This is a genomic window from Bacillus sp. BPN334 (assembly GCF_008368885.1).
Lineage (GTDB): Bacteria > Bacillota > Bacilli > Bacillales > Bacillaceae_G > Bacillus_A > Bacillus_A wiedmannii.
Genome location: NZ_QOZW01000019.1, coordinates 45,118 through 61,416, shown reverse-complemented (window position 1 = coordinate 61,416; position 16,299 = coordinate 45,118). Strand labels below are relative to the sequence as shown.

At 36.9% G+C, this 16,299-nt stretch carries 13 protein-coding genes and 1 pseudogene; 10 read left to right on the top strand and 4 right to left on the bottom strand.

Annotated features, from left to right (window positions below):
• The first annotated feature begins 480 nt into the window (after positions 1 to 480).
• The 5 genes and pseudogenes from DN393_RS25960 to DN393_RS25935 all read left to right on the top strand — a co-directional run bounded on the left by DN393_RS25960 (position 481) and on the right by DN393_RS25935 (position 5,766).
• Positions 481 to 732, top strand: coding sequence for a hypothetical protein (locus DN393_RS25960; protein ID WP_098103652.1), 252 nt, complete (start codon positions 481 to 483; stop codon positions 730 to 732).
• A 69-nt stretch (positions 733 to 801) separates the two neighbouring features.
• On the top strand, positions 802 to 1,968 hold the full coding sequence (locus tag DN393_RS25955; protein ID WP_088047440.1) for a serine hydrolase domain-containing protein: 1,167 nt from the start codon (positions 802 to 804) through the stop codon (positions 1,966 to 1,968).
• Between the two features lie 93 nt (positions 1,969 to 2,061).
• The gene (locus tag DN393_RS25950; RefSeq protein ID WP_098103029.1) at positions 2,062 to 4,146 is read left to right on the top strand and encodes a serine hydrolase domain-containing protein; all 2,085 of its coding nucleotides are present in this window, start codon (positions 2,062 to 2,064) and stop codon (positions 4,144 to 4,146) included.
• Between the two features lie 222 nt (positions 4,147 to 4,368).
• A pseudogene (locus DN393_RS32560) lies at positions 4,369 to 4,560 on the top strand (S-layer homology domain-containing protein); the annotation flags it as partial.
• Positions 4,561 to 5,106: 546 nt separating this feature from the next.
• The gene (locus DN393_RS25935; RefSeq protein ID WP_142315078.1) at positions 5,107 to 5,766 is read left to right on the top strand and encodes a protein kinase family protein; all 660 of its coding nucleotides are present in this window, start codon (positions 5,107 to 5,109) and stop codon (positions 5,764 to 5,766) included.
• Positions 5,767 to 5,913: 147 nt separating this feature from the next.
• Here DN393_RS25935 and DN393_RS25930 read toward each other — a convergent pair whose 3' ends face one another.
• The 3 genes from DN393_RS25930 to DN393_RS25920 form a co-directional block, all read right to left on the bottom strand.
• Positions 5,914 to 6,111: a hypothetical protein gene (locus DN393_RS25930; RefSeq protein WP_241753413.1), complete on the bottom strand. Its 198-nt coding sequence runs from the start codon at positions 6,109 to 6,111 to the stop codon at positions 5,914 to 5,916.
• A 33-nt stretch (positions 6,112 to 6,144) separates the two neighbouring features.
• Positions 6,145 to 6,510, bottom strand: a complete 366-nt coding sequence (locus tag DN393_RS25925; RefSeq protein WP_064475787.1) for a hypothetical protein — start codon at positions 6,508 to 6,510, stop codon at positions 6,145 to 6,147.
• Between the two features lie 116 nt (positions 6,511 to 6,626).
• Positions 6,627 to 6,995, bottom strand: a complete 369-nt coding sequence (locus DN393_RS25920; protein ID WP_149174102.1) for a hypothetical protein — start codon at positions 6,993 to 6,995, stop codon at positions 6,627 to 6,629.
• A gap of 356 nt (positions 6,996 to 7,351) precedes the next feature.
• Between DN393_RS25920 and DN393_RS31715 the strand changes: the two genes are divergently transcribed.
• The 3 genes from DN393_RS31715 (at position 7,352) to DN393_RS25905 (ending at position 9,135) form a co-directional block, all read left to right on the top strand.
• Positions 7,352 to 7,513, top strand: coding sequence for a hypothetical protein (locus DN393_RS31715; RefSeq protein ID WP_000441003.1), 162 nt, complete (start codon positions 7,352 to 7,354; stop codon positions 7,511 to 7,513).
• Positions 7,514 to 7,813: 300 nt separating this feature from the next.
• Positions 7,814 to 8,200, top strand: coding sequence for a DUF1259 domain-containing protein (locus DN393_RS25915; protein WP_048566088.1), 387 nt, complete (start codon positions 7,814 to 7,816; stop codon positions 8,198 to 8,200).
• Between the two features lie 287 nt (positions 8,201 to 8,487).
• Positions 8,488 to 9,135 carry a YwbE family protein gene (locus DN393_RS25905; RefSeq protein WP_149174081.1) on the top strand — a complete coding sequence of 216 codons (648 nt, stop codon included), beginning with the start codon at positions 8,488 to 8,490 and terminating at the stop codon, positions 9,133 to 9,135.
• 277 nt (positions 9,136 to 9,412) lie between these two features.
• Here DN393_RS25905 and DN393_RS25900 read toward each other — a convergent pair whose 3' ends face one another.
• Positions 9,413 to 10,018: a hypothetical protein gene (locus DN393_RS25900; protein ID WP_064475784.1), complete on the bottom strand. Its 606-nt coding sequence runs from the start codon at positions 10,016 to 10,018 to the stop codon at positions 9,413 to 9,415.
• Between the two features lie 466 nt (positions 10,019 to 10,484).
• Between DN393_RS25900 and DN393_RS25895 the strand changes: the two genes are divergently transcribed.
• Together DN393_RS25895 and cypD are read left to right on the top strand one after the other, a co-directional pair.
• Complete coding sequence (locus tag DN393_RS25895; RefSeq protein ID WP_149174080.1) at positions 10,485 to 11,963, top strand: DHA2 family efflux MFS transporter permease subunit; 1,479 nt, start codon at positions 10,485 to 10,487, stop codon at positions 11,961 to 11,963.
• A 505-nt stretch (positions 11,964 to 12,468) separates the two neighbouring features.
• A complete protein-coding gene (gene cypD, locus DN393_RS25890; RefSeq protein WP_149174079.1) occupies positions 12,469 to 15,666 on the top strand; it encodes a bifunctional P-450/NADPH--P450 reductase in 3,198 nt (1,065 codons plus the stop codon).
• Positions 15,667 to 16,299 lie beyond the last annotated feature (633 nt).

Here is a 16,299-nt window from a genome sequence, read left to right as displayed (position 1 = left end):
GGGGCTTTTTTGTTTTCGTGGCGTTTATTCTCCTTAAGTTGATGGATGGGGGGTAGCACCACATTACTATCAAGCTAAGGTATTAATATATCTCCTAAATGAACATTTTCTTTTTCTACAGGTAGTTACTTTGAGAAGGTAGTTTATTTTTCTTAAGCTGATGGATATGGAGTATCCATCAGCTTAAGAAAAATAAATTTTGACTTAAAAACAAGTGATTTTAACAACGTTAGGAGTGTTTCATGCAGCACAATGTCATTTGTTTTGTATTGCAAGAAGAAAAATTACATTAGAAAAGAGCCAGAATACATCCTGTTAAGGGTAAATCGAATCTTAATATTTAAAAGGATGGAAAAAAGAAACACAGAAGTAAAAACTTCTGTGTTTCTTTTTGATTAATATATTTACTGAACTTTCCGGCACAGATGCTCCTTCTATCCTATTATAAAAGCGATTTTGAACGTAAGTAATTTGTAAGAAATGGGTAAGAAAAAAGAAATTTTCATTGTGTATGATAAAAATATAAAGAGGCGTGAAAGGCGGAACAGATATGACTTATATATGAAAAACAGACCAGTAACAAGACTGTTTCAAGGAAAAGAAGTAATTTATGTGGTTAACATATATGTAGAAAAAGAGGGATTTATCCAGGACAGAATGGCGTTTGTAAAAATAATAATTATGAAGATGATTACGAATTCAATGTTGACTTTTTTTCTTTGGTGGAGATGATAGCTGTGTGGTTAATACGAAATAGCAAGAAACCACCTATACAATATGAATAGAGGAGAGGAATGCCCAATGAAAACACGTAGTCAAATTACATTTGCAAGTCTTGCCCTTTTAGTAGCTGGAGGTTCCCTGTTTTATACAACTCCAACCTCAAGTGTAAAAGCAGAGTCCATTCAAAATGTATCTAGTTCGTTACAAACAAGCAACCAAAGAGATCAAAATTCCGTCAAAGAGGCAATGTGGGATACATTGAAACTTGGATATCCAGGGATACTTGCTAAAGTTTCTAAGGGTGGAAAAACATGGAGTTATGCAGCTGGGGTAGCGGATCTAAGTACCAAGAAACCAATGAAAACAGATTTTCGATTCCGAATTGGCAGCTTGACAAAGACGTTCACTGCAACAGTTATACTTCAATTAGCAGGAGAAAACCGCTTGAATCTAGACGATTCTATTGAAAAATGGTTGCCTAGTGTCATTCAAGGAAATGGATATGATGATAAACAGATTACTATCCGGCAATTATTGAACCACACAAGTGGTATCGCTAATTACACAGGATCAAAGGATTTTAATATCATGGATACAAAAAAATCTTATACTGCTGAAGAATTAGTAAAGATGGGAATATCCATGCCTCCAGATTTTGCTCCAGGAAAGAGCTGGTCGTATTCAAATACAGGATACGTATTACTAGGGATTCTTATTGAAAAAGTAACTGGTAACAGCTATGCGGAAGAAATTGAAAATCGAATTATTGAACCACTTGAATTATCGAATACATTCTTACCCGGAAATTCAAGCGTTATTCCAGGAACCAAACATGCCCGTGGATATATCCAATTAGACAGAGCAAGTGAGCCAAAAGATGTTACTGATTATAACCCAAGTATGGGGAGCTCGGCCGGAGATATGATTTCTACAGCTGATGATTTAAACAAATTCTTCTCTTATTTACTTGGGGGTAAATTACTGAAAGAACAGGAACTAAAGCAAATGCTTACAACAGTCCCTACAGGAATAGATGAACTTGGCGATTCCGGGCTTGGAATTTTCAAAATGAAGCTTTCAAATGGTGTATCGATATGGGGGCATGGAGGAACCATTCCTGGATTTTTAACTTTTGCTGGGGGCACACTTGGAGGCAAGCATACATTGGCCGTGAATTTGAACAGCCTTAAAGCTGATAGTCCTGATCCTTTTAAAAATATTTTACTTGCTGAATTTAGCAAGTAGGCCAAAAGAAAGAACGGATAATTTTTATCATATTTTCATAGTTAAACAAATAAATGATGAAATTGATTACTTATCTAAGGAGGCAATTCCCTCATGAAAAATAAACTAACTGGTGTATTAGCCGCTACATTAGCGCTAACTATGATTCTACCAACAGGGGCGAAAGCATTTTCTGACAGTAAGACTACAGTTGTATCTAACGCAGAAGTAGCTAGCCAAGAGCTGAAGAAATTTGCAGCAGAGAAGGCTGCGCTACTCACGAAGTCCCATGGGACGACTAGCGTGCAGTATGCGCTAATTGATAATGGCAAGCTTACTTTGTCGGGGCAGGCTGGAAAGAACGATATGGAAGGGGAACAGCCACTAACCAAAGATACTCTATACGGGATTGGTTCAGTCAGTAAAATGTATGCAACAGCGGCTGTAATGAAATTGGTCGACGAAGGAAAAGTCGATTTGGATGCTCCTGTGGTCAACTATGTTCCTGATTTTAAGATGAAAGATGGGCGGTACAAACGCATTACTCCGCGTATGTTGTTGAATCACTCCTCCGGCTTGCAAGGTTCCACGTTAAGTAATGCATTTTTATTTAACGATAATGATACCTATTCCCATGATTTCTTGTTGCAGCAATTGTCCAACCAGAGCCTGAAAGCAGACCCTGGTGCGTTCTCGGTATACTGCAACGATGGCTTTACGCTGGCCGAAATTTTGGTGGAAAGAGTCAGCGGTATGAGCTTTACCGAATTTCTACATCAACGGTTTACAGAACCCTTAAAGATGAATCATACAAAAACGCCACAGGACAAATGGAGAGATGAAAAGCGGGCTGGACTTTATTTTCCGGCGTACCAAGGGCAGCTTCCAATTGAATCGGTGAATGTGATTGGTACGGGAGGGGTCTCTTCCACAGCAGAAGATATGGTACGATTCTCACAATTATTTATGGGACAGGGAAAAGGGATCCTCTCTGATAAGGTAGTCAAGGCGATGGAGCAAGAGGAATATAAAAAAGGAATGTGGCCGGGGGATGGAGATAATATTTTTAACTATGGTCTTGGCTGGGATAGTGTGAAACTATACCCATTCAGTGAATATGGGATAAGAGGCTTGGCTAAAGGCGGCGACACGGCACTGCAACATGCTATACTGGTTGTGCTTCCAGAACAGAAAATGGCAGCGGCTGTGTTGTCATCCGGTGGACGAAGCTCTACAAATCAACTGCTGGCAACAGAATTGCTGCTCGCCGTGCTTAAAGAGAAGGGTACAATTAAGAACATCAAGCCGAACAAATCTTTTGGCAAGCCGGTCAAGGTCAAGATGCCTCAAGACGTGGCAAAGAAAGCGGGCTTTTATGGCAATAGCGAAACTCATTTCAAAATTGAAATTACGAAGAATGGAGAACTGTTCTTACCATCTAATCGAGAAGAAAAATATGTATATACTGCGGATGGAAGCTTTATTAATGAGAAGGGTACTTCTAAGCTCAACTTTGTCACCGAGAAGAATGGAAGAACTTATTTGAGGGAGAGCACATATAAATCGACACCAGACTTAGGGCAAGGTGCGATGACTCACTATTTAGCCGAGAAACTAGAAGACAATGTGCTATCGAAGAAAACCGCTGCCGCATGGGCGAAGCGGGAAGGTGTCAAGTTCTATCTGGTGAATGAGAAATTTAGTTCTATTGAATATCTCGTACAACCGAAACTTATTACCACACAAATTACTCGTAAGGAAGGCCTGGCGGGCTATTGGGAGGGCAGAAAAATTACAGGTCCGAACACCGCGACGCATCAGCTCCAGATCCCCGTGATGAATGGCCGTGATACGATGGAAACGCATTTCTATACAGAAGGCGGTAATGAATATATGGAAATGGCCGGGTTGTTATACGTAAGTGGAGCCAACGTAAAACCACTCGATGCTGGCCAATCATCCAAAGTTACGCTGCAAGCAAATGGGCATGCTAAATGGTTTACGATCCCGCAAGCGGCAGTAGGAAAAATGATGACCGTGACATTGCCATCGAAGGGTGCGTTCGCGGTGTATGATGAGAATGGAGTATGCGTCAACTTTACCATCGTGAGCGGCAATAACAAAGTGAAACTGCCGAAGAATGGAACGGTTGTAATTGCTGGGGCACCGAACTCAGAATTTGCAATTACGTTGAACTAGCTACAATTCAAGATGGACTTCAACAAAACCAGTACGACATAGGAACGGTGTTTTGCTGGTTTTGTTTGTATTTACGTATTATCTTTAAGAAGAGAATTTCAACGAATAATATCACGCTCAAACTCTGCAAAAACAGCTATCATACTAATTCAGGGCAATCATCATTTGCTCCATTAATCTTCTTGATGTAAATACGTTCGCAGCCGGTATTATGATGTACAAGCCCTATACGATACAGGAATTATCGGAGGTGTTTCAGCTACTAAGTTTACGCCATATGGCACACTCACACGTCAACAGGCTGCACTTATGTTAGAACGAACTCTAGAATATCTAGGTGTAGAAAAAGAGTCAAATATAGGGCCCTACCATATCGCTATCAAGCTAAGAAAAGTAAATACCCCAGAACGATAATTTTGTGTTTTGTACAGCACCGAGGTTCATTTTTAACGTTTTGAGGAAACCTTTTTTGTTAGGTTTATAGACATGTGGTGTTAACAACATAAACAATGTTTTAGATTATAAAATAGAGTACTAAGCATCCGATTTGAAAGCAGACATCCCTGAATCATAATTTTTATGGAAGTGAAAATTCTTTTTGTCACCCAGGCGCAGGAGGATCATTTTGTTTTGCCGATCCAGATGAAAAGTTAGGTTATGCTTATGGGGAAACATGGATTTGCATGACCAATGAACGAAGAGAACTTGCACTAAGAAAAGCTCTTATACGGCTGCCTCTGAAAAAATGAAAATACGTAAAAATAGTTGGGGATATTTTTATGTTGTACGGTTTTTGGCTATGAATAGTGGAATAAATATTAAGTATTCAACAGTTCAAATAAAACGAGTCATCTTTTTATTTTAAGAAAAAAGATGACTCATTTTATGCTAAAATTCACTTAGTGTATATTTTCGTTAAAATGTGGGTGGGCCCCTTTTAGCAAAACCGGAGTGGAAATGATGAGTATAAACAGTTTTGTGAGATTGATAAAGGATGAATTATTAAAAGAGGTAAGCATAAGAAGTGAGGATGAATTTGAGCCTGTAGTAGTTAAAGATATTCCTAGACTTTGGAAGTGTTTAGGGATAGGTAATTATGCCGCAGTATTTATGCACAAAGAATACAAAGATTGGGTAGTGAAAGTTTACGCACGAGAAGGAGAAGGAATTGAAAAAGAATCAGAAGTATACCGAAGAATTGGAAACCATCCTTCTTATTCGAAGCTTATATATAAAGGAGAAAATTTCATAGTATTGAAACGTTTAAAAGAAATTACTTTATACGATGCCCTTCATAAGGGGATTAAAATTCCTAAGCAGGTGATCTTTGATATCAATGAAGCTTTAGAGTATGCAAGGGAACAAGGATTAACTCCTTGTGACGTTCACGGGAAAAATGTGATGATGGAAAACGGAAGGGGATATGTAGTCGATGTATCTGATTTCTTAAAAACAAAAGAAGATAGTAAGTGGAGAGACCTAGAAAAGGCATATTTTATATTTTATTTGCCTTTCATTTATAATTTTCCTTTCCCTATTAAAATACCGTATTTTATGTTAAACATTGTTAGACGTTCGTATAGAAAATATAAGAAGCTTAAAAAGAAATTCAATTTGTAAAAGGACCACATACTTATCTTTAGGTTAGATAAGTGAACGACTAGTAAACAAAAGGACCGTACATTTTAGATATGTCTAATATGTACGGTCCTAATTTTATAACTTCATGAAGTAATCAGTAAGTTTTACATTTTCTTTTTCACGCAATTACTTATTTTTTTCTTCAAGCCCTTTATTCTTTTTTCTCTCTCTTTTCAATTCTTCTTTTAAGAGAAGCAATGAAGGCATTTTGATTGTTCTCGTTTTATTTAAACCTAGAGTCCACAAATAATTTTTCTTGTTGATTTCGCAAGAATTGATGCGTTCTTTGAGTTCTGTATGGTTATACAGTGTGGTTTTACTCACTCCGGCTTCTTTCTGTCACACTCTTGAAGTTAATTATATTTTTCTACGTACTAAATAAAAAGATAAGGCCCCCATAATAACAGGTGCAACGAAATCAAAGAAATGGGAAAAATTAAAAGGAAAAAGAAAAAGAAATGGTATAAGTGTATAGATAACTGCTTGTCCTATAAATACAGGAATTCCAAATTGAAATTCTCTACATCGTTTGATTTTCCTGTATAACACTTCCCCAATTAGACAGGCTACAAGAGCCGGTATACTACCATAAGTGACGATCGTTTTAATGAATCCTAATACAACGTTCGGGTGAATAAAGCTAGGATGAGAAATATATGAAATCAAGAACCATCCAAAAATAAAAGCAAACAGACTTGCAGCATAACTAATTACAAATTTCATCAACGTTAATCATCCTCACAGTTTTCTAATATTAACTCCATTGTATGACATGAAATCCTATTATTGGTAGCGAGAAAAAAGCGGATCCCTACTCTAAAAAGCATCCACTCATCCTTCTATACTTGTTTTATTTTCTTTGCTCTAGCAAACTTCCAAAAAGCTGCAAGTAGTATGAGCAGTGGAATTCCCTGAATAAAGAGAAATCCTCCCAAAAAATAAAGTGCACGACTAACTAGAGGAGGGGCTGTTGCCGACTCACCCGCAAAATAAGCCCCATAATTAGCCGCTACACCTGCATAATCAGCTATCCCACCTATAAGAAAAGCCGCTGGACTTATGATTAGATTTATCCCTAAACAGATCATTATTGAAGGTAGGTTTTTAGCCTTAATTTTTGGTGAAACAGACAAGAAAAATAAGAATATTGCAGTGCCGTTTATAAGAAGTAGTGTTATTACAAAAAAATCCCCATAATATCCCTCCATAATTTTAATTGTACCATCAGCAAGGACAACTTTGTGTAAATTTGGATGAATAGGATCTTCATGTGAGGTTAACATAACGTCTCATTAACAGTAGTCAATGATGCATATAATTTTCGTTTTTGCTTTCTTTTCTGAGCTGGATAGCGGTGGGGTGAGTCATAAATTGTGGAACACATTCTTAAGTTATTTAATATGAAAAAATGAAATTCTCCTTCTGTAATTCATTCAAAGGGTTCAATCTTCGCATCTTATGAATTCCCTGAAAGTACTAAACTTAAGCAAAAAATTAACCATCCTATGCAAGAAAGTTTAGATAGCTAAAAGCATATGTTTTATTGAAAGGATGTGATTGAATTATGGAAAGGCCGAATTGGGGAATTGGAGGATTAGTATTTGTTGGCTGCATGTTTCTTGGCGGAGGAGTGGGATCTATATTAGGTGATACTCATGCTGGATGGCTAATAGGGATGGGTGCTGGATTTATTGGGATGGCTTTAACGAGACTGATCAGAAAGTAATATAACGGGATTCTTCTTCGAGTAAATAAGGAAATATGTATGTAAGTAATTCATGGTATAAGAGCTCTATAAATTATAGTTAGAACCTTCTCTTTTCTAAATTTCTCCATACATAGATATGATTCTCAAGTCGGAGGATGGTACCTTAGGGTGTTTTTTTGTGCTCTCTAAAAATGCCTTACCATATAATAGACTTCGTTAGATTTCGATAATATTTTTTGTAATAGAATAGATTCATTACCGTTTCAGACCTAAGTATTCATTCATAACCTAACAGTAAAAGGGGGGATGATTCAAGGTATGGCGTTTCATGATGAATTAATCTGTCAACAGTTTGCGAGAATTATAGGTGGCCAAGAAGGGTTCGCCGGTGGAAAATGCGTGGCTACAATAAATCGGGATGAAATACAAGCAACTATCTTAGGAAAACGTTTTAGAGTAACAACTTCCTTCTCATTCGAATCACGAGATAATAAAACTGGACGAGCATTATGTTTAGGCAGGGTAGCGCTCTTGCAAAGAGAAGTCAATGGGTTTGTTGCTACAATTATTAAACAAGGAATAATCGTTTCGTCTATACACAATGAGTGGTTATGTGATGAGCCGAATTTAATTTACGTTAATATCGAAGACGTTGATGATCCGCTAAGCTTCGCAAGGAAAGTTAGAAAAGCGTTATGCAATTAACCAATTTATTTAGTTGAATGAGCGATATAAAAGGATCTTTAATTGAAAGATCCTTTTATACATAAGATGAAGGTTTTTCTTTGTATTTCATTAATTAAGTTTAATTGACTAGCAAACGAACGTAATTCCTGTGCACGAATCGATATAATAATTTCCGCTTTTATTGTAGTGTCAGTCTTTTAGTAGAAATTAAATATTTACGACAAATTTTGACAAATAAATACATATATTTTTGTTATGCTATGAAAGTTATTAATTTGTAATGTATATATAGGAGGATTTTTTTAATGTTAAAGAAATTGTTATTATGTGTACTTATGAGCTTGTGTGTAATGGCTTTAAGTGCTTGTAAAGGTGATGAAGAAAAATTAAAAGTAGCAGAGGATGAGCAAAAAATAGATGAAGATAAAAAAGTAGCGGAGGAAGAAAAACGTAAGCAAGAAGAGCAACAAAGAGCAGAGGAAGAAAAGCGTAAACAAGAGGAACAACAAAGAGTAGAGGAAGAAAAGCGTAAACAAGAAGAACAACAAAGAGTAGAAGAAGAGAAGCGTAAGCAAGAAGAGCAACAAAGAGCAGAGGAAGAAAAACGTAAGCAAGAAGAGCAACAAAGAGCAGAGGAAGAAAAACGTAAGCAAGAAGAGCAACAAAGAGTAGAAGAAAAACGTAAACAAGAAAAGCAGAAGACTCAGCAAGAACAGTCTATACAACAAGAGAGAACACAAAAACAAGAAAAAACAACACAAGCAACAGGTGGGAAACCAACAAGATCACAAATTTCAGTTGGTTCACATGTAGTTATTCAATTGGATAATGACTATAGTAAAACTGTAAGTGGTGTTGTGAAAGACATTTTGACGCATAGTGAAACACATCCGTACGGAATTAAAGTTCGATTACAAGATGGACAAATTGGCCGTGTTCAAAGTGTTAACTAGTGAAAAAAGATTTGAATACTTTTCAAATAAATAAACGCTACAAAAAACCGGTTCTTTCGTAAAGGAACCGGTTTTTTTTGTAGCGTTTTGCTTATCGGATGAAATTTGCGTTTTGTTGATGTCACCACACCTCTATCAAGTTATCACATACAAGGTAATAGATGTTTTTATAATTTGAAAGGAGAGGGAACGAACTTGGAGGGAGTATGGGAAGCGTACAATAAATACATTGAGGGGGCATGTTTGAGCTATGGACCTATCCTCCCGTTCTAATTAACTAAAAGAAGAACTTTCCCATACCGATTAGACTACTAAGCATCCCGATTCCATTCATGGTGCCTTTTCCTACTGTCAATAAGTTTCCAAGCATTCCTGGCTGACCGTTACCTCCGTTATTCCCCCATCCCATGGGACTTATCTGTCCTCCCCATCCTGGAGAATTCCCCAAAATACCCCAGTTATTATTTGTATTAAAATGAAAAGGCTTGGCTGGCGGCGATAGTAAAGCGGCAAGATGACCTTGTGCGAACATCCCTGTATGATTGAATGGTTGAGCCCAGGGGAGGGGAGGTTTTTGAAAATTAAAACCTGCATGACCTTGTAATGGAGCCCAATTAGCAGGATATCCATGGGGCATCATCCCTGCATAATGGATTGGCTGACCTAAAGAGAAGGGAGGGGGCTCGGGATTGAAACCCGTATAATTGGCTGGTGAATCCCAACCAAATGGATAGACTCGACAACTCCAATTCTCAGGAACCTTCAGACCATCCATTCCCTGAGCTTTAATTATTTGAGGTTGTGAATATAATGATGACATTGAAATTTGGTTATTATATTGCTCCCCGTTTCCATTTGAATTCAAATACCAATATTGGTGCATAAGCTTATTCCCCTCACTTTAAAAATGTAATGTTAGACTTAGCCTATGTAATATTCCTTTTTATGGATGGTTACATATCTAGATTTACAAGCCTGTATTGAAAGGAATGGGTGTGTGGTCATATTTATCCCGCTATTTGTGGGCATAAGACACCACCTCAAAATTAAGTGAAAGCGGCTGCCTGTAAAAGAACCACTGATTCAAGTGTCACTTTATTTTAGAAGGGTATTTTCAGTCGCTCCTTTTGTTTAATTCAGCCTAATTTAATTTTGGTTAACAAACGCGTTTATAAAGGTTTAATCAACAAAAAAATTTAACATGTTATGTCGAGCAAGTAGAATTACTAAAAAGAGAATATCCATTCAAAGAGTTTGGCAAAATACTGAAAGGATAATGTATTCTTATGCAGATATACAAACGATTTAAACGAATCAATGGAATTTATAATGAAGGGGCAAATGAATATATGAGTGAAACATTACATAAAAGAAAGCCACCATATTTAATGCTTGTAATCCTTTTTATTGGAGCATTTGTTTCATTTCTAAATAACTCGCTTTTAAATGTTGCTTTGCCATCAATAATGAAGGATTTAGACATTAAAGATTATTCGACGATCCAGTGGCTTTCTACAGGGTATATGCTTGTAAGTGGTATATTAATTCCGGCCTCAGCATTTTTAATAACCCGCTTCTCCAATAGGAGCTTATTTATTACATCTATGTTAATTTTTATTCTTGGTACGGCCTTAGCGGCTTTAGCGCCGAACTTTAGTTTATTACTTACTGGTCGGATGGTTCAAGCAGCAGGTTCTTCAGTCATGGGGCCTTTGTTAATGAATATTATGCTAGTAAGCTTTCCAAGAGAAAAAAGGGGAACAGCGATGGGGATTTTTGGATTAGTTATGATTACGGCACCAGCAATTGGACCGACACTATCGGGTTATATTGTAGAGTATTATGACTGGCGTTTGCTTTTTGAAATGATTTTACCGTTAGCAATCATTAGCTTACTGTTAGGGATGTGGAAATCAGAGAATGTCATGAGACAAAACAAAAATGCAAAACTTGATTATCTCTCATTACTATTATCTTCTATCGGTTTTGGCGGTTTGTTATATGGATTCAGTTCTGCAAGTTCCGATGGTTGGACGAATAAAGTTGTTTTAACAACCTTAATCATAGGCGCTATTTCCCTAATCGCTTTCATTATCCGTCAATTAAAAATGAATGAACCGTTATTGGATTTACGTGTTTACAAGTACCCAATGTTTGCACTTGCGTCTGTAATTGCGATTGTTAACGCAGTGGCCATGTTTTCGGGTATGATTTTAACACCAGCTTATGTACAAAACGTCCGCGGTATTTCGCCGCTGAGCTCTGGGCTGATGATGCTTCCAGGTGCGGTAATAATGGGGGTTATGTCACCAATTACAGGTAAACTATTTGATAAATACGGCCCTCGGATTCTTGGTATAGTAGGACTTTCCATTACAGCTGTTTCAACTTATATGCTAGCAAACCTGCAACTCGACTCTAGTCACACACATATTATTCTTATTTACACACTGCGGATGTTTGGGATGGCGATGGTGATGATGCCACTTATGACAAACGGCCTTAATCAATTGCCAACTCGCTTAAATCCGCACGGTACAGCTGTTAATAATACAGCTCAACAAGTGTCCGGTTCGATTGGTACTGCTATCCTTGTTACGATTATGAATTCGGTAACAAAAACAAAAGCTGAAAGTCTAATGGCTGATGTAGATCCAACAACCTTCACAGAAGCTACGAAGGCAATGTTAACTCAGAAGGCTTTATTATCTGGAATTCAATATTCATTTTATGTAGCGCTTGGCATGAATATTGTTGCACTACTATTAGTTTTTTTCGTTAAACGTGTAGATACAAGCGCGGAAGCTGTCGAGAGGTTAAATCGGTAGAGTAAAATAAAACTTTAGATCATGATTCCTCTAAGTTTTTACTGTTTAGTTAGACTATGAAGAAATGCAAATTTCTGCCGCTAAGGCGCTGGTATTTAAATCTGGAAAAGAATCAGTGAAATAATTATATATAGTAAAAGGGATCTGATATTCATATCAGATCCTTTTTCATTAGCAACACAGTATACTTACTTATCGTATTTGTTTGAATTGACATTAGAAACTACTGGTTTTCCCAATACTACAATCTTTAGCTCTCAATTTCTGATAAACATTATAATAATACGCTTCATTTTAATTTAGTATTTTCTCTGCAAGTTATAAATGTAATAGCAACAAACAATTTAGATTACCAACTTTATAAGCAATATCATAATCGTGAATAGTTAGGGAAAAGATAAAATAAGGTAATCAATTACATATCTTTATCCCAGGCGATTCATTGCTATCTTCTTTTTATTGAATGGGATATTTTATTTCATGTTTTTTTGAAAGGGTGTTTTTAATGGAAAAAAAAGTATCTGCCATTCCTCAACCGAAAACATATGGATTGCTGGGGAATCTCCCACTAATCGATAAAGATAAACCGACCCTATCCTTTATCAAGATAGCGGAAGAGTATGGTCCCATTTTTCAAATTCAAACTTTAAGTGATACCATCATTGTCGTTTCTGGACATGAACTGGTAGCAGAAGTCTGTGACGAAACACGGTTCGATAAAAGTATAGAGGGTGCTTTAGCAAAAGTTCGTGCCTTTGCTGGAGATGGATTATTTACAAGCGAGACTCAAGAGCCTAACTGGAAAAAAGCTCATAATATTTTGATGCCTACATTCAGCCAACGAGCAATGAAAGATTATCATGCTATGATGGTCGATATTGCCGTACAACTCGTTCAAAAATGGGCACGGCTTAATCCGAATGAAAACGTAGATGTTCCGGAGGATATGACTCGCCTTACATTGGATACAATTGGTCTATGTGGTTTTAATTATCGATTTAATAGCTATTATCGTGAGACCCCTCATCCTTTTATTACTAGCATGAGCCGTGCTCTAGATGAGGCAATGCACCAATTACAGCGGCTGGATATAGAAGATAAACTCATGTGGAGAACGAAACGTCAATTTCAGCATGATATTCAATCTATGTTTTCTTTAGTAGATAATATTATTGCTGAACGTAAAAGTAATGGAAATCAGGAAGAAAATGATTTACTTTCCCGTATGTTAAATGTGCAGGATCCGGAAACTGGTGAAAAATTAGATGATGAAAATATTCGTTTCCAAATTATCACTTTTTTAATAGCTGGGCATGAAACAACAAGTGGATTATTATCTTTTGCAATCTATTTTTTATTAAAGAATCCAGATAAATTGAAAAAAGCTTATGAAGAAGTAGATCGGGTTTTAACAGATCCCACTCCAACATACCAACAAGTTATGAAATTAAAGTATATCCGGATGATTTTAAATGAATCGCTACGTCTATGGCCTACTGCTCCAGCATTCAGTCTCTATGCAAAAGAGGATACAGTGATTGGTGGGAAATATCCTATTAAGAAAGGAGAAGATCGTATTTCTGTTCTTATTCCACAGCTACATAGGGATAAAGACGCGTGGGGAGACAATGTGGAAGAATTCCAACCTGAACGATTTGAAGAGCTGGATAAGATTCCCCATCATGCTTATAAGCCATTTGGAAATGGTCAACGAGCATGTATCGGTATGCAGTTTGCACTTCATGAAGCCACACTCGTAACGGGAATGCTTCTTCAACATTTTGAATTCATCGATTATCAAGACTATCAGCTGGACGTAAAACAAACATTAACGCTAAAGCCTGGTGATTTTAAAATTAGGATTCTACCACGAAAACAAACTATTAGCCATACTACTGTTCTTGCGCCTATCGAGGAGAAACTGAAAAACCATGAAATCGAACAGCAAGTTCAGAAAACTCCTTCTATTATTGGAGCCGATAATCTTTCGCTTCTTGTTCTGTATGGATCGGATACAGGGGTAGCGGAAGGTATTGCAAGAGAACTAGCAGATACAGCTAGTTTAGAAGGTGTTCAAACGGAAGTGGTAGCTCTTAACGATCGAATTGGAAGTCTGCCAAAAGAAGGGGCGGTTCTTATTGTAACTTCTTCTTATAATGGAAAACCACCAAGTAATGCAGGGCAGTTTGTGCAATGGTTGGAGGAATTAAAACCGGATGAGCTAAAAGGTGTTCAATACGCAGTTTTTGGTTGTGGAGATCATAATTGGGCTAGTACTTATCAGCGGATTCCAAGATACATTGATGAGCAAATGGCTCAAAAAGGAGCAACAAGATTTTCTACACGTGGAGAAGCGGATGCAAGTGGTGATTTCGAGGAACAACTTGAGCAATGGAAACAAAGTATGTGGTCTGATGCGATGAAGGCATTTGGATTGGAACTTAACAAAAACATTGAGAAAGAACGTAGTACATTAAGTTTACAATTTGTTAGTCGTCTTGGAGGATCTCCTCTTGCACGAACATATGAAGCAGTTTATGCATCTATACTAGAAAATCGTGAACTTCAATCATCTAGCAGTGAAAGAAGCACGCGACATATTGAGATATCCTTGCCAGTAGGTGCTACGTATCAAGAAGGTGACCACCTTGGGGTGCTGCCAATTAATAGTGAGAAAAATGTCAACCGAATTTTAAAACGCTTTGGATTAAATGGGAAGGATCAAGTCATATTGAGTGCAAGTGGACGAAGTGTAAATCACATACCTTTAGACAGTCCTGTTAGTTTATTTGACCTTCTTAGTTATAGTGTAGAAATTCAAGAAGCAGCTACTCGAGCACAAATACGAGAAATGGTGACATTTACAGCATGCCCTCCTCATAAAAAGGAATTGGAATCATTATTGGAAGAGGGAGTTTATCATGAACAAATATTAAAGAAACGTATGTCAATGTTGGATCTTCTTGAAAAGTATGAGGCTTGTGAAATCCGATTTGAACGCTTTTTAGAACTTCTTCCTGCGCTCAAACCGCGTTACTATTCTATTTCAAGCTCTCCACTCGTTGCACAGGATCGTCTGAGCATTACGGTTGGTGTTGTTAATGCACCTGCATGGAGTGGGGTAGGGACATATGAAGGAGTCGCTTCTAATTATTTAGCTCAGCGTCATAATAAAGACGAGATTATCTGTTTCATTCGAACGCCACAATCAAACTTTCAATTACCTGAAAATCCAGAAACACCAATTATCATGGTTGGACCAGGTACTGGAATTGCACCATTCCGTGGATTCTTGCAAGCGCGTCGTGTTCAAAAGCAAAAAGGTATTAACTTAGGACAAGCACATCTATATTTTGGTTGTCGTCATCCTGAAAAGGATTATCTCTATCGTACAGAACTAGAAAATGATGAAAGAGATGGATTAATCTCTTTACACACAGCTTTTTCTCGCTTAGAAGGATATCCTAAAACATATGTACAGCATTTAATAAAACAAGATAGAATCAATTTAATTTCGTTATTAGATAATGGGGCTCATCTTTATATATGTGGTGATGGAAGTAAAATGGCTCCTGACGTAGAAGACACCCTTTGTCAAGCATATCAAGAAATTCATGAAGTCAGTGAACAAGAAGCAAGGAATTGGTTGGATCGTGTGCAAGAAGAAGGGCGATATGGAAAAGATGTTTGGGCTGGTATATGAATTTTTCTTAATTAGATAAGTAATATGTAACGAATGAACTTCTTTCGAATAAGTGTTAATTAAAAATAAAAAAATCCCGTATTTTTATTGAATACGGGATTTTCTTATTTTTAATAAGCGGGACTGATACCGTAGAAAAAGAAAAAATCTCATATGAAATCAAAGCTATATAATCTTAGCTTGATGGGCAAGGTGTTAACCAATTTCTTGACGGAATTTGAAATTTAAAATAAACTTTTGCACACTGGCTGAACAGTTTTTAGCATAGTGTCAAATCGCTGGAGGAATGTATCAAATTAGGTATACCTTCTATGAAATTAAATAGGGTGATAATTATTACAAGTGGATTAGGTTTCTTGTGAATTTTAAATTAAAGGTCTTATCCAAAGTTGAGAAAAATCCACATACCCAAAATATTTCATCTTAATATTCGTTAAATCTGATGAAAAAGGAATTTGACGTGTATCATAGTATAAGGGAATCGTAATAGAGGATTCTATCAGTTCTTTTTCAAGATTCTTATTTATGGAACAAAATTGTTACTTAGGTTGTCTATTAAGTATACGTATAAAACAGGTGTTCATGATAGTTCGCTCATTTTATGAAAAGTGAGACGCAAGAAGAGTGATATCC

Excerpts from the sequence above, each read along its gene's own strand:
- DN393_RS25950 (WP_098103029.1), top strand. The coding sequence starts at position 2,062 with ATGAAAAATAAACTAACTGGTGTATTAGCCGCTACATTAGCGCTAACT.
- DN393_RS25920 (WP_149174102.1), bottom strand. The coding sequence starts at position 6,995 with ATGGAGGGATATTATGGGGATTTTTTTGTAATAACACTACTTCTTATA.
- DN393_RS25900 (WP_064475784.1), bottom strand. The coding sequence starts at position 10,018 with ATGCACCAATATTGGTATTTGAATTCAAATGGAAACGGGGAGCAATAT.
- DN393_RS25915 (WP_048566088.1), top strand. The coding sequence starts at position 7,814 with ATGGCGTTTCATGATGAATTAATCTGTCAACAGTTTGCGAGAATTATA.
- DN393_RS25895 (WP_149174080.1), top strand. The coding sequence starts at position 10,485 with ATGAGTGAAACATTACATAAAAGAAAGCCACCATATTTAATGCTTGTA.
- DN393_RS25955 (WP_088047440.1), top strand. The coding sequence starts at position 802 with ATGAAAACACGTAGTCAAATTACATTTGCAAGTCTTGCCCTTTTAGTA.
- cypD (WP_149174079.1), top strand. The coding sequence starts at position 12,469 with ATGGAAAAAAAAGTATCTGCCATTCCTCAACCGAAAACATATGGATTG.
- DN393_RS25925 (WP_064475787.1), bottom strand. The coding sequence starts at position 6,510 with ATGAAATTTGTAATTAGTTATGCTGCAAGTCTGTTTGCTTTTATTTTT.
- DN393_RS31715 (WP_000441003.1), top strand. The coding sequence starts at position 7,352 with ATGGAAAGGCCGAATTGGGGAATTGGAGGATTAGTATTTGTTGGCTGC.
- DN393_RS25935 (WP_142315078.1), top strand. The coding sequence starts at position 5,107 with ATGAGTATAAACAGTTTTGTGAGATTGATAAAGGATGAATTATTAAAA.
- DN393_RS25960 (WP_098103652.1), top strand. The coding sequence starts at position 481 with ATGGGTAAGAAAAAAGAAATTTTCATTGTGTATGATAAAAATATAAAG.
- DN393_RS25905 (WP_149174081.1), top strand. The coding sequence starts at position 8,488 with ATGTTAAAGAAATTGTTATTATGTGTACTTATGAGCTTGTGTGTAATG.